This is a genomic window from Pseudoclavibacter terrae, assembly GCF_008831075.1.
In the GTDB taxonomy this organism is placed as follows: Bacteria; Actinomycetota; Actinomycetes; order Actinomycetales; family Microbacteriaceae; genus Pseudoclavibacter; species Pseudoclavibacter terrae.
On the sequence record NZ_WBJX01000001.1, the window covers coordinates 712,315 to 725,216 of the forward strand.

Genomic DNA, 12,902 nt, shown 5'->3' on the forward strand with positions numbered 1-12,902 from the left:
GACTGACCCGGTGCTCAAGGTAGTTGTCCTCATCTCCGGCGCCGGGTCGAACCTGCGTGCGCTGCTCGAGGCACTCCGGGCGTCCGCCGCTTCCGGTTCGCCCATCGGAGCCGAGGTCGTCGCGATCGGCGCGGACACGCAGGCCGCTGGCCTCGCGCTCGCGGAGGAGTTCCGCATCCCGTCGTTCGTCGTGCGGCCGAAGGACTTCCCCGACAGAGAGGCCTGGGGTGAGGAGCTGCTCGCGCAGATCCGTCGATTCGAGCCCGACCTGACGCTGCTCTCCGGGTTCATGCGGCTCGTACCGCCTGCTGTGGTGGATGCGCTCGCCCCGCGCCTGCTGAACACCCACCCCGCGTACCTGCCCGAGTTCCCCGGCGCACGCGCCGTGCGCGACGCGCTCGAGGCCGGCGTCGCCGAGACGGGCGCCTCCATCATCATCGTCGACAACGGCGTCGACACCGGACCGATCATCGATCGCGTCCGCATCCCCGTGCTCCCCGGTGACACCGAGGAGCTGCTCCACGCCCGCATCAAGGTCGCGGAGCGCCGTCTGCTGGAAGACACCGTCAGAGGCGTCGCCTCCGGCGAAATCGCACTCGAGGAAAGAGCCACCGCATGAGCACCCCCGCCTCCCACGGACCTTCCCACGGGTCGCTGACGACCCTCGAGCGCATCGAGCCGAAGCGCGCGCTCGTCTCCGTGAGCGACAAGAGCGGCCTCACCGAGCTCGCGGCCGGATTGAAGGCCGCCGGTGTCGAGATCGTCTCGACCGGATCGACCGCGAAGACCATCCGCGAGGCGGGCTTCGACGTCACCGACGTGCAGCAGGTGACCGGGTTCCCCGAGTCGCTCGACGGCCGCGTGAAGACGCTGCACCCCGGGGTGCACGCCGGCATCCTCGCCGATCGTCGCATCGACGACCACGTCCGCCAGCTCGAGGAGCTCGGCATCGCCCCGTTCGAGCTCATCGTCGTCAACCTGTACCCGTTCGTGGAGACGGTGGCATCAGGGGCGGATGCGCCCGCGATCATCGAGCAGATCGACATCGGCGGGCCGGCGCTCGTGCGCGCTTCGGCGAAGAACTTCGCCAATGCCACGATCGTGACGTCGCCCGCCGACTACACGAAGGTGCTCGAGGAGATCGCCGGCGGCGGCGTCACGCTGTCGACGCGTCGCTCGCTCGCGGCCGCCGCATTCCAGCACACCTCGAGCTACGACCAGGCCGTCGGCGCGTGGTTCGTCTCCCACATCGCAGAGGTCGAGGGAGCAGGAGCAGGGGACGGGTCGACGGCGGCAACCGCCTCTGACACGCTTCCGACCTCGTTCACGCTCCGGGGCACGCAGCTCGCGACGCTGCGGTACGGCGAGAACTCGCACCAGGTCGCCGCCGTCTACGGCCGCGCCGACGGACGCGGGATCGCGCAGGCGGAGCAGCTCCACGGCAAGGAGATGTCCTACAACAACTTCGTCGACGCGGATGCGGCGCTTCGCGCGGCGTTCGATCACACCGCGCCCGCCGTCGCCATCATCAAGCACGCCAACCCCTGCGGCATCGCCGTGGCACCGGAAGGGCTCGCGCCCGCCGAGGCCATCGCCGAGGCACACCGTCGCGCCCACGCCTGCGACCCGGTCAGCGCGTACGGCGGCGTGGTCGCTGCGAACCGCGAGGTGTCGCCCGAGATGGCGAAGACGCTCTCCAAGATCTTCACCGAGGTCGTCATCGCGCCGAGCTTCGCACCGGAAGCGCTCGAGGTGCTGAGCGCGAAGAAGAACATCCGCCTCCTGCAGCTCCCGGCGAACCCCGCCCTGGAGGAGCGCGAGGTGCGTCAGATCTCCGGCGGCTTCCTCGTGCAGAGCGCAGATCGCTTCGAGCCGAACGCGTCGCTCATCGAGGGATGGACGCTCGTGGCGGGCGCGCCTGCGGCAGGTCAGACCGTCGAGGACCTGGAGTTCGCGTGGCGGGCATGCCGCGCCGTGAAGTCGAACGCGATCCTCCTCGCCTCAGACGGAGCCTCCGTTGGCGTCGGAATGGGCCAGGTCAACCGAGTCGACTCCTGCCACCTCGCCGTCTCGCGCGCGGGTGAGCGCGCCGCCGGGTCCGTCGCCGCGTCCGACGCGTTCTTCCCCTTCGCTGACGGCCTTGAGGTGCTGCTCGAGGCTGGCGTCAGCGCCGTCGTGCAGCCGGGCGGGTCCATCCGCGACGAGGAGGTCATCGCCGCCGCCGAGAAGGCCGGCGTGACGATGTACTTCACGGGCGAGCGCCACTTCTTCCACTGATCCGCGCCGGTCTGCGTGTCGCGCAGGTCCGCCCGCACCCGCATCCGACTTTCACGAGAGCAGCAATTGAGCACCAACACCTCCCAACCCGTGACCCGCGTCAGCGAGCTCGACGGCGGAACACGTTTCAACGCGGCGCTGGTGAGCGCCATGGGGGTTGCGTTGGCGACGCTCCTCACCTGCCTCGTCGTCATGAACGAGCGCGACCTGACCCTCGTCCTGTCGCCGCTCACCACCCTCAGCAACACGTTCGACTTCTACTCGCTGCCTGTGCTGGTCCTGCTGTGCCTCGTCACGCTGGTGGGCTGGCTCGGGTGGCTCCGGAGCTGGTGGATCGCCGCCATCGCCGGGTTCGTGCTGGCGCTGATCGCCGGCACGGTCGGGTACGTCGTGCGGCTCGCGACCGGCGGCGCCGAGTTCACCGGTGAGACCTGGTCGGCGATCTTCATGGAGTTCTTCGGACTCAACTTCGTGTTCCTCGTGTCCGCCACGGTGTACACGGCCATCATCGGGCCTGCCCTGTTCCGTCGGCAGGTCGCCGACATGCTCCGGGATGTGTCCGGCCGGGTCGCGCACGCCGGGGAACTCCGCCGGTTCTCCGAGTCGAACAGCAAGCTCGCGCTCGTCCGCATCCCCGCCGCGAACCCGCAGGATGCCCAAATCACGTTCCAGGAGCGCGCCGAGGTCGATCGGGATCGCGCCAACGAGCAGTGGGAGTCCTATGTGGCGCTGCTCGATGAGCACGGCTGGGAGACGCGCGAGGTCCCTGCTGCCGAGACCATGCCGGATTCGGTCTTCACCGAGGACCAGGTGATCGTGCTCGGTGAGATCGCGATTCTGGGTCGCAGCGGCGCCGCGTCCCGGCGCGCCGAGCTGCCCGGCGTGCGCGCGGCTCTCGCCGAGACCGAGCTCGTCACGATGGAGATCGAGGCCCCGGCGACACTGGATGGCGGCGACGTGCTCCTGGCCGGCGACACGGTCTACGTGGGTGCCTCCGCGCGCACCAACGCCGAGGGCATCCGCGCGCTCCGTGAGATCGCGCTCGACCTCGGCTACCGGGTCGTCGCGGTGCCCATCAAGGGGGCGCTGCACCTGAAGACCGTCGCGACGGCCCTGCCCGACGGCACCGTCATCGCGTGGACGCCGGCCCTCGAGCAGCCGTCGCTCTTCGGCGGCTACATCGAGGCACCAGAGCTGCTGGGAGCCAGCGTCCTGCCGCTCGATTCCGAGACCGTTCTCGTGTCAGCGGCGGCCCCCGCGACGGCGAAGCTCGTGAAGCGCCTCGGCTACAACGTGGTGTCCCTCGACATCTCGGAGTTCGAGAAGCTCGAGGGTGGAGTCACCTGCCTCTCGGCTCGCGCGTACTAGGCGGGAGCCGAGGGCAGCGACAGCTCGCGCCCGAGTCAGCGAATCACGGCATCGGCACGCGTCACAGCGAGCCGGTGCCGTGGTCGTTGAGCACGCGCTCGCCGACCGTCTCGCCATACTGGGTCTCGCCCGTGACGACGAAGCCCAAGCTGCGGAAGAAGTCGCCAGGCCCCAGGTCGCCCTCTTCCCAGATGGTCGTCACCTTGTCGAACCCGCGGCGTGCGGCCTCGTCGAGGATCGCCTTGACGGCGAACGACCCGACGCCGCGGCGCTGGAAGTCCGCGTCCACGTTCATGCGCATGATCGTGGCCCTGAACAGCTCGTCGGGGGCGTCCTCATCGAAGTTCGCCATGATGAACCCCACGACCCGACCGTCGAGCACGACGACCCTCGGCCACGACGTCGTCTGGTTGACGTAGGCCTCCGAGATCGAGTGCGAGACGGGCGCGACGAACGCCTCCTGGCCTGGTTTCAGCGTGAGCGTGTTGGCGGCGACGATGTTGTCGGCGGACAGCTCTTCGATATACAGCTCGCTCATGGATGCAGAGTAGCGGTCCGTCTGAGTATTTCTCCGAATGCGTCCCCGGTAGGCTGGAGGCAAACCGCGCGCAGAAGGAGGACTTTATGGCGAAGATCAAGGTCGAAGGAACGGTTGTCGAGCTCGACGGCGACGAGATGACCCGCATCATCTGGCAGAAGATCAAAGACACGCTCATCCACCCGTACCTCGACGTGAACCTCGAGTACTACGACCTGGGCATCGAGAAGCGCGACGAGACCGACGACCAGATCACGGTCGACGCGGCTCACGCGATCCAGAAGCACGGCGTCGGCATCAAGTGCGCGACGATCACCCCGGACGAGGCACGCGTCGAGGAGTTCGGCCTCAAGCAGATGTGGCGCTCCCCGAACGGCACCATCCGCAACATCCTGGGCGGCGTCATCTTCCGTGAGCCCATCATCATCTCGAACATCCCGCGCCTCGTGCCTGGCTGGAACAAGCCCATCATCGTCGGCCGCCACGCATTCGGCGACCAGTACCGGGCCACCGACTTCCGCTTCGCCGGCGAGGGCAAGCTCACGGTCGAGTTCACGCCGGACGACGGCTCCGAGCCGCAGAAGTTCGAGGTCTTCCACTCGCCGGGCGACGGAATCGCCCAGGTGCAGTACAACCTCGACGCGTCGATCACCGACTTCGCTCGCGCGTCGCTCAACTACGGACTCACGCGCGGCTACCCCGTGTACCTGTCGACGAAGAACACGATCCTGAAGAAGTACGACGGTCGCTTCAAGGACATCTTCCAGGAGATCTTCGAGGCCGAGTTCAAGGACAAGTTCGAGGCAGCAGGCATCACGTACGAGCACCGCCTCATCGACGACATGGTCGCGGCCTCGCTCAAGTGGGAGGGCGGCTACGTCTGGGCCTGCAAGAACTACGACGGCGACGTGCAGTCGGACACCGTCGCGCAGGGCTTCGGCTCGCTCGGGCTCATGACGAGCGTGCTCACGACGCCCGACGGCAAGGTCGTCGAGGCTGAGGCCGCGCACGGCACGGTCACGCGCCACTACCGTCAGCACCAGCAGGGCAAGCCCACGTCGACGAACCCGATCGCCTCGATCTACGCCTGGACGCGCGGCCTCGCGCACCGCGGCAAGCTCGACGGCAACCAGGACCTCATCGACTTCACGCAGGCGCTCGAAGAGGTGGTCATCGAGACCGTCGAGTCCGGCAAGATGACGAAGGACCTCGCCGCGCTCGTCGGCGAGGGAACCCCGTACCAGACGACCGACGACTTCATGAACTCGATCGCCGAGAACCTCGCCGCACGAGTGTCCGCGTAAGCGACACCACGGCACAGGGGCTCTCGCCTCACAAGCCCCGCATCCTGCTTCGGCAGGGTGCGGGGCTTCTGCGTGCGGCCGGCTCCTGGCCTACGGAGAATAGGGTGGATGCATGAGCACCTCGCCAGTCCGCATCACCGTCACAGGAGCAGCAGGCAACATCGGCTACTCGCTCCTCTTCCGCATCGCCTCCGGCTCCATGCTCGGCGACACCCCCGTCGAGCTGCGGCTCCTGGAGATCCCGCAGGCCGTCAAGGCAGCCGAGGGCACGGCGATGGAGCTGGCGGACGGCGCGTTCCCTCTGCTGCGGTCCGTGGACGTCTTCGACGACGCCGATGCGGCCTTCGACGGCACGAGCATCGCGCTGCTCGTCGGCTCGATGCCGAGGCGCGACGGCATGGACCGCGCCGACCTGCTCGAGGCGAACGGCGGCATCTTCGCGCCCCAGGGGCGCGCGATCGGCGAGCACGCCGCTGACGACGTCCGCGTGCTGGTCGTCGGCAACCCCGCCAACACGAACGCCGCGATCGCGCGCGCGGCAGCCCCCGACGTGCCGGGGGAGCGGTTCACGGCCATGATGCGCCTCGATCACAACCGCGCCATCGCGCAGCTCGCGGCCAAGGCAGGCGTCGGCGCCGGAGAGGTGTCGCGCATCCACGTCTGGGGCAACCACTCGAACACGCAGGTGCCGGATGTCGACCACGGCACGATCGGCGGCGTCCCGATTCGTGAGCGCATCGCCGACGACGCGTGGATCGACGGCGAGTTCACCACGACCGTCGCGACGCGCGGAGCGGCCGTCATCGCGGCCCGCGGAGCCTCCTCCGCCGCCTCCGCGGCATCTGCCGCGGTCGACCACGTGCGCGACTGGGTACTCGGCACACCGGAAGGGGACTGGACGACGGCGGCCCTGCCATCCGAGGGCCACTACGGGATTCCCGAGGGGCTCGTCGCAGGGGTGCCAGTGATCTCGCGCGGCGGCCGGTGGGAGGTGGTGCAGGGCCTCGAACTCAGCGAGCTGACCCGGACGCGCCTCGCCGCGACCGTCGCCGACCTCGAAGCGGAACGCGATAGCGTTGTCCGTCTGGGATTCGTTCCGTCGACCTCCTGAAGTGAGAAGAGCAGCAATGACCAATGCCGAACCGGACGTCCTCGCACTTGAGGTGCTGATCCGTCGAGACGGCGTCGGCGAGATCCGGGAAGGCGGCGCTGTCGAGCGCATCATCGCGGCGGACGCCGACGAGCTTCGCTCGGAGATCATGACGCGCGTCGTCGACCGCGCGACGCGCGAGGAGATCGTGATCGACCTCCGCACGATCGACATCGACGGCGTCTTCCCCCTCCGCGTGTCCCCAGATGGCAGCCTCGTCGAGACGGGGGACGTCGGCGAGCTGGCACCAGGCGATGACCAGCTGACCGACCGGCTCGCGCACGCAGAGCCCGCCCAGCCAGCCCAGCCGGGCAGCTCGGCCGAGCCGGACGTCGACGGCGGCTACGAGGCCGCGACGGGCGCGAACAGCGACGGCTTCCTGCCGCAGGGCAACGTGCACGAGACCGTGCGCATCCCTCGAGTCGAGATGATGCACCATGCGCTCGATCACGAGTCCGACGACGACGGCGTGATCCCCGGACCGCCGCAGCGCGTGGCAGCCGAGGTCGCCCCCGCGCCGGAGCTCGACGACCAACGACACGACGCGACGCAGGACGCGCCCGTGCAGCAGGCGGAGGCCCCGCCCGTGTGGTTCGAGGACCGGATCGACGAAGACGGCCTCGAGGACACCCAGCCGTGGCAGCCGCGCTTCCCCCGCGACGCCCGCGCGCAGCGTGACCTCGACGAGATCGAGAATGTCGAGACGGGACCGCGCGACATCATCCGACCCGGCCTGCCGCCCAGACCGACGAACACCGCACCGGTCGCCGCATCCGCCTCGGCAGGCACCGTGTCGAAGGCCGCATCCAGCACCGCCCCGGAGCGTCGCAAGAGCGACACCTCCGCGCCGACCCTCGCCGACCTCCTCGCCGACAAGCAGGCCGCGCCCGAAGCGCCCGCCCAGCAGGGATGGCGCAGCGCGCTGCGCGTCGGCACCGGAGGGCTCATCAAGCTCGGCCCCGGCGAGGCCGAGCGCATCAAACGCGACGAGATCCGCCGAGTGCAGCGCCAGTTCGACGGATCCAGGACCGTCGTCGTCATGAACCCCAAGGGCGGCGCCCACAAGACCACGGCCACGCTCATGATCGCGGCCACGTTCGGCGAGATCCGCGGCGGCTACACGCTCGCCTGGGACAACAACGAGACCCGAGGCACCCTCGGGTGGCGCTCGCACCCGGGCAGCCACCGCAACACGGCCGTGGACTTCCTCAGGCAGCTGCCCCGCTTCGAGGTCTCCGGAGGCGCGACCATCGCCGACGTCGACCGCTTCGTGCGCCCCCAAGGCGACGCCCAGTTCGACGTGCTCGCATCCGACGACGACGCGGCTTCGGCCGCCATCATCGACGCGGAGGCGTTCTCGCGCATGCACCGCACCCTCAGCCGCTTCTACCGCGTGCTCGTCGTCGATACCGGCAACAACATGCGCGCGAGCAACTGGGAGGCCGCCCTCGACGTCGCCGACCAGCTCGTGATCGTGTCCACCGCACGCGAGGACACCGCCGCATCCGCCGCCTGGCTCGCCGACGGCCTCCGAGAGCGAGGCTTCGGGGACAAGCTCGAGAACGCGGTCACGATCCTCTCGAGTCCCTCCGCGAAAGAGGACCAGGCGCTCACCGTGCGCCTGCGCCACCACTTCGAACGGCTCACCCGCGCCGTCGTTGAGGTACCGTACGACCAGGCTTTCGTCGGCGGCGGTGAGCTGAGCGTATCCAGCCTCAAGCCCGCGACGCGCGACGCGTGGCGCACCGCGACCGCCGCCATCGCGGAACGCCTCTGACCCGATACCAGACCTAGGAACCCAGTGCTCACGATCACCCACACCTCCCGTGCTGCCAGCCCGGACGAGATGGACGACATCCAGACCGGTCTCAACGACCGCTACGGCGTCGTCCTCTCATCCGGCGTCGAGTACCCGGGCAGGTACACGCGATGGGACATCGGGTTCATCGATCCACCGCTGATGATCGAGGGGCGAGGCTTCGCCCTGCGGATGCGCGCCCTCAACAGCCGGGGCGAAATCCCGCTCCGAGCCTTCACCGAGGCGTTCGAGCGCCTCGACGGCGTCGCGGTGCGGGTGCTCGCCGACGGCGAGGTCGAGATCGACGTGACCTCGCAGCGGGACGAGATCATCCCCGAAGAGCAGCGCACGCGGAGGCGTTCCAGCTTCAGCGTGCTGCGCGCCATCATCGAGACCATGCCGGACGACGCGCCCCACCTCGGCCTCTACGGCTCGTTCGGCTACGACCTCGTGCGACAGATCGAAGCCCTCGACGCCCCGAACGGCGGCGACCAGCGCGACCTCGTCGTCTTCCTGCCCGACTCCGTGCTCGCCGTCGACCGCCAGCGCGGCGACGCAACGCGCCACGACTTCGAGTTCTCCGACGGCACCACCACGACCGAGGGCATGCCACGCACACAGGTGCCGAGCCCCTTCATCGCACCCGCCGCATCCGCGCAATCATCGCGCGACCACGAGCCGGGGGAGTACGCGGCGCTCGTCGAATCGGCCAAGGCCTCCTTCGCCCGCGGCGACCTGTTCGAGGTCGTACCCGGTCAGGCCTTCCGTCGCCCCGTCCGCACCACCCCGGCCGACGTCTTCGCCTACCTGAAGCGCAACAACCCGGCACCGTACGGCGCGCTCATGAACCTCGGCGGGCAGGAGTTCCTCGTGAGCGCCAGCCCAGAGATGTTCGTTCGGGTCGCCGGCAGCCGCGTCGAGACCGTGCCCATCTCCGGCACCATCGCACGCGGTGCCGACGCGATCGAGGACGCCGACCGCATCCTCGAGCTCCTCAACAGCGACAAGGACCGCTCCGAGCTCACCATGTGCACCGACGTCGACCGCAACGACAAGTCACGGGTCTGCGAGCCAGGGTCGATCAAGATCATCGGCCGACGCCAGGTCGAGCTGTACTCGAAGGTCATCCACACGGTCGACCACGTCGAGGGGCGCCTGCGTCCCGAATTCGACGGGCTGGACGCGTTCGCGACCCACATGTGGGCCGTCACCGTCACCGGAGCCCCGAAGATCTGGGCCATGCGCTTCATCGACGAGCACGAGCGGAGCCCCCGCACCTGGTACGGCGGCGCCATCGGAGCGCTGCTCGCCAACGGCGACGTCAACACCGGGCTCACGATCCGAACCGCGATGATCCGCGACGGCATCGCCGAAGTCCGAGCCGGCGGCACGCTCCTCATGGACTCGACCCCCGCCGCCGAAGAGCTCGAGACCGAGATGAAAGCCTCAGCGCTCCTCGAGGCGCTCGACGCCGCCGCCGAATCGGCAGCCACCGAGGTTCCGGCCGAGACGGCACCCGCTTCGAATGGACTCGGCCACCGCATCCTCTTCCTCGACCACGAGGACTCCTTCGTGCAGATGCTGGCCGGCTACATGCGCGAGACCGGTGCGGAAGTGCGCACCGTGCGCATCCCCAAGGGCGGCATCGAGCGCGAGGAGATGGCCCGCATCCTGGACGAGCAGCAGCCATCGCTCGTCGTCATGTCACCAGGGCCTGGCGCGCCGAGCGACTTCAAGTCCTCCGAGCTGCTCGACGAGATCGTCGACCGTTCGCTGCCCATCTTCGGCGTCTGCCTCGGGCAGCAGGCCATCGGGGAGTACTTCGGCGCATCCCTCGGCCAGCTCGGGTACCCGCTGCACGGGCAGGAGCGGGAGGTCGTCGTCACCAATCCCGGTTTCCTGGACGCCCTGCCCCAGCGCTTCGTCACGGGCCGGTACCACTCGCTGCACATCGACCCCGCGACCATGCCGGAGAGCCTCGTCCTCGTCGCGTCCGACGACGACGGCATCCCGATGGCGATCCAGCACCGCGACCTGCCGATCTTCGCCGTGCAGTTCCACCCGGAATCGCTCATGACCCTGCGCGACTCTGCCGGGAAGCGCATCATCGAGGCCGTCATGGAGCGGATCCCGGCGCGCGTACCCGCCGCCTGAGCCGCGTCCAGCTGGGCGCGTGGCCGACTTCCGTGATGGGCGGGAAGATCTGGCGTGGTGACGGGCGTTGGGAGCGTTTTCGTCACGCAAGTCGGTCAGGGCAAGCGCCAGGCACGGATGCCGGGCGCCGTCACGGGTGCCTTGGGCGTCAAGAGGCCGTGGGCGGCAGCGCCGCGGCGCGTTTCATTGGCAGCGGAGCACTCAGCGACGACCTTTGACGTCTGCCAACGGCACCCGCAGTAGACCGGCCGGTCCAACTTCCGTGATGGATGCGCGTGGCTGAGGCGCCCGGGGCCCGTTGGCGTCGTCTCGTTCCGGAAGCTGGTCAGGCGCCGGGCCGTCGGCGTGAGCCTCGGACGTGGCTCCCTTCGGCGAGAAGTGCCCGCAGTGTGGCCTCGACACGCGGCCACTGGAACATCACCTGCTCGTAGGTCAAGCGCAGGACTCGGTATCCGAGCCTGTTCAGCACCAGGTCTCGGCGGCGGTCATTCCGAGAGTGCCACTCCGCGGAATGAAACTCCTTAGAGTCGCACTCGATGACGAGGCGATCGCCGACAAGCAGGTCCACATCACCGACGCCGACCACGTGGAACTGCGGAGTGACGCGCACGCCGCGCAGCTGGAGCCACAACCGGACGATGCTCTCCGTGCCGGATTGGCTCCGCGCATCCACGAATTTCAGCTTCTCACGCGCGCTCACGGCGAGCGGGGCGGCCAGCGCGGTGAGCGAGCTTCGCGTGATGAGGCGCAACTGGAGCGCCGAGTCGGCGACAACGACAAGGTCGCGTTCGGGGAGGCACAGGAGCGCGCATTCGAGAGCAAGACCGATGTCGTCGACCGCATGCTTCTCAAGCGGGCGAGCTTGATGGACTGAGGCTCGATGCAGGACCACTTCGCCTGTGCGGGGGTTGGAAGACGTTGTGCGCGTGATGCCGAGTGCGCTCGCTGCGATTCGCACATGCACCCCGGAGTGAGGCGGAGTCCAGACTCCTTGCGAACGGAGAGCCGTGAGGCAAGTGGCGCGACCGTGCAGGCGCACAGCTTCAACGACTGCGGCGGACGCGTCTGGCGTGGCAAACCAGCCAGGCGAAACCCGCCAGAAGGTCCCTTGTTTGAGCGACGCCTCTAACCCGCGGCGAGTTCCGCCCTCTGCATTCCATTCAGCGCGCGAGAAGACCCCTCCGTTTGTTCGCGCGGGCGCTCTCGCAGTTGCTGGTTCTGGCATGCGCCCAGCACAGCGCAGATCTACCGACCCGTGAACAGGAAGCTGGCCTCCTGTGGAGTCGTCGCCATCCACAGCTCGCCTGCTACGAAGTATGTGTCCAACTTCCGTGATGAGAGGCGAGCTCAGAGCGCCGGCGTGCCCGAAGTGGCCCATTCATTACGGAAGTTGGCCAGCAGCAGCAGCAGCAGCAGCAGACTGACCGAAGCGACCGGAGCGGGTCAGTGGAAGATGATGGTGCGCTGCCCGTCGAGCAGCACGCGGTGCTCGGAGAACCACTTCACGGCCTGCGTGAGGGTGCGCGATTCTTCGTCCTGGCCGATGGCCATGAGCTCCTGGGGTGCTCGCGTGTGGTCGACGCGGACGACGTTCTGCTCGATGATCGGGCCCTCGTCGAGGTCGCTCGTCACGAAGTGCGCGGTCGCGCCGATGAGCTTGACGCCGCGGGCGTGCGCCTGACGGTACGGGTTCGCGCCCTTGAAGCCGGGCAGGAAGGAGTGGTGGATGTTGATGGCGCGGCCGGCGAGTTCTGCGCAGAGCTCGGGGGAGAGGATCTGCATGTAGCGGGCGAGGACGACCAGCTCGATCTGCTGCTCCTCGACGACCTGCAGGATGCGCGCCTCGAAGGCCGCCTTCTCGTCCGGCCCGGTGACGGGGAGGTACTCGAACGGCACCTCGTAGAACTCGGCGAGGCTCGCGAGGGCTTCGTTGTTCGCGAGGACAAGCGGGACGTCGATGTGGAGGTGGCCGGAGCGTTGACGGAAGAGGAGGTCGTTGACGCAGTGGCCGGCTTTCGTCGCGAGGATGAGCGTGCGAACGGGGCGGCCGGCCTCGTCGAGGGAGACCTCGGCGCTGAAGCGCTCGGCGACGGGTTCGAGGCGGGCGAGGAGGTCCTCGCGGCTGGCGTCGGTGCGGATGTCGACGCGCATGAAGAAGCGACCGGTGTCGGTCGAGGAGAACTGCTGGAGTTCTTCGATGTTGCCCGCGGAGTCGACGATGGCTCCCGTGATGGCGTGCACGATGCCGGGCTGGTCTGGGCAGTTGAGGGTGAGCACCCATCGAGTTGCTTCTTGAATCACCACATCAGGGTA

General features: G+C 68.6%; 11 protein-coding genes. 8 read left to right on the plus strand and 3 right to left on the minus strand.

Translation table 11 applies throughout. The features are described from left to right. Positions 1 to 10: 10 nt before the first annotated feature. From purN to F8O03_RS18380, 3 genes are all read left to right on the plus strand, one after another. Positions 11 to 619, plus strand: coding sequence for a phosphoribosylglycinamide formyltransferase (gene purN / locus F8O03_RS03320; protein WP_151422348.1), 609 nt, complete (start codon positions 11 to 13; stop codon positions 617 to 619). Continuing rightward, the gene (gene purH / locus F8O03_RS03325; protein ID WP_151422349.1) at positions 616 to 2,277 is read left to right on the plus strand and encodes a bifunctional phosphoribosylaminoimidazolecarboxamide formyltransferase/IMP cyclohydrolase; all 1,662 of its coding nucleotides are present in this window, start codon (positions 616 to 618) and stop codon (positions 2,275 to 2,277) included. Before purN ends, purH begins: the two co-directional genes overlap by 4 nt. Positions 2,278 to 2,343: 66 nt before the next feature. Beyond that, positions 2,344 to 3,645 carry a dimethylarginine dimethylaminohydrolase family protein gene (locus F8O03_RS18380; protein ID WP_244295876.1) on the plus strand — a complete coding sequence of 434 codons (1,302 nt, stop codon included), beginning with the start codon at positions 2,344 to 2,346 and terminating at the stop codon, positions 3,643 to 3,645. Positions 3,646 to 3,706: 61 nt separating this feature from the next. On the opposite strand, the gene F8O03_RS03335 is transcribed toward F8O03_RS18380, so the two are convergent. Further along, complete coding sequence (locus F8O03_RS03335; protein ID WP_151422350.1) at positions 3,707 to 4,183, minus strand: GNAT family N-acetyltransferase; 477 nt, start codon at positions 4,181 to 4,183, stop codon at positions 3,707 to 3,709. A gap of 86 nt (positions 4,184 to 4,269) precedes the next feature. Between F8O03_RS03335 and F8O03_RS03340 the strand changes: the two genes are divergently transcribed. From F8O03_RS03340 to F8O03_RS03355, 4 genes are all read left to right on the plus strand, one after another. After that, entirely contained in the window at positions 4,270 to 5,487 is a 1,218-nt protein-coding gene (locus F8O03_RS03340; RefSeq protein WP_104312672.1) for an NADP-dependent isocitrate dehydrogenase, read from the plus strand. A gap of 112 nt (positions 5,488 to 5,599) precedes the next feature. Then, positions 5,600 to 6,598: a malate dehydrogenase gene (locus F8O03_RS03345; protein WP_151422351.1), complete on the plus strand. Its 999-nt coding sequence runs from the start codon at positions 5,600 to 5,602 to the stop codon at positions 6,596 to 6,598. A 16-nt stretch (positions 6,599 to 6,614) separates the two neighbouring features. After that, positions 6,615 to 8,414, plus strand: coding sequence for a MinD/ParA family ATP-binding protein (locus F8O03_RS03350; protein WP_151422352.1), 1,800 nt, complete (start codon positions 6,615 to 6,617; stop codon positions 8,412 to 8,414). Between the two features lie 24 nt (positions 8,415 to 8,438). After that, positions 8,439 to 10,589, plus strand: coding sequence for an anthranilate synthase component I (locus tag F8O03_RS03355; protein WP_244295878.1), 2,151 nt, complete (start codon positions 8,439 to 8,441; stop codon positions 10,587 to 10,589). A gap of 325 nt (positions 10,590 to 10,914) precedes the next feature. Here F8O03_RS03355 and F8O03_RS18585 read toward each other — a convergent pair whose 3' ends face one another. Further along, on the minus strand, positions 10,915 to 11,199 hold the full coding sequence (locus F8O03_RS18585; RefSeq protein ID WP_416375825.1) for an endonuclease domain-containing protein: 285 nt from the start codon (positions 11,197 to 11,199) through the stop codon (positions 10,915 to 10,917). Between F8O03_RS18585 and F8O03_RS18385 the strand changes: the two genes are divergently transcribed. Then, positions 11,101 to 11,463 (plus strand): hypothetical protein, encoded by a 363-nt coding sequence (locus tag F8O03_RS18385; RefSeq protein ID WP_244295880.1) that lies wholly within the window; start codon positions 11,101 to 11,103, stop codon positions 11,461 to 11,463. The two genes, F8O03_RS18585 and F8O03_RS18385, sit on opposite strands and share 99 nt — an antisense overlap. Before the next feature lie 569 nt (positions 11,464 to 12,032). On the opposite strand, the gene purU is transcribed toward F8O03_RS18385, so the two are convergent. After that, positions 12,033 to 12,890, minus strand: coding sequence for a formyltetrahydrofolate deformylase (gene purU, locus F8O03_RS03365; RefSeq protein WP_371030164.1), 858 nt, complete (start codon positions 12,888 to 12,890; stop codon positions 12,033 to 12,035). Positions 12,891 to 12,902: the final 12 nt, after the last annotated feature.

Excerpts from the sequence above, each read along its gene's own strand:
- purH (WP_151422349.1), top strand. The coding sequence starts at position 616 with ATGAGCACCCCCGCCTCCCACGGACCTTCCCACGGGTCGCTGACGACC.
- F8O03_RS03335 (WP_151422350.1), bottom strand. The coding sequence starts at position 4,183 with ATGAGCGAGCTGTATATCGAAGAGCTGTCCGCCGACAACATCGTCGCC.
- F8O03_RS03340 (WP_104312672.1), top strand. The coding sequence starts at position 4,270 with ATGGCGAAGATCAAGGTCGAAGGAACGGTTGTCGAGCTCGACGGCGAC.
- F8O03_RS03345 (WP_151422351.1), top strand. The coding sequence starts at position 5,600 with ATGAGCACCTCGCCAGTCCGCATCACCGTCACAGGAGCAGCAGGCAAC.
- F8O03_RS03350 (WP_151422352.1), top strand. The coding sequence starts at position 6,615 with ATGACCAATGCCGAACCGGACGTCCTCGCACTTGAGGTGCTGATCCGT.
- F8O03_RS18385 (WP_244295880.1), top strand. The coding sequence starts at position 11,101 with ATGAAACTCCTTAGAGTCGCACTCGATGACGAGGCGATCGCCGACAAG.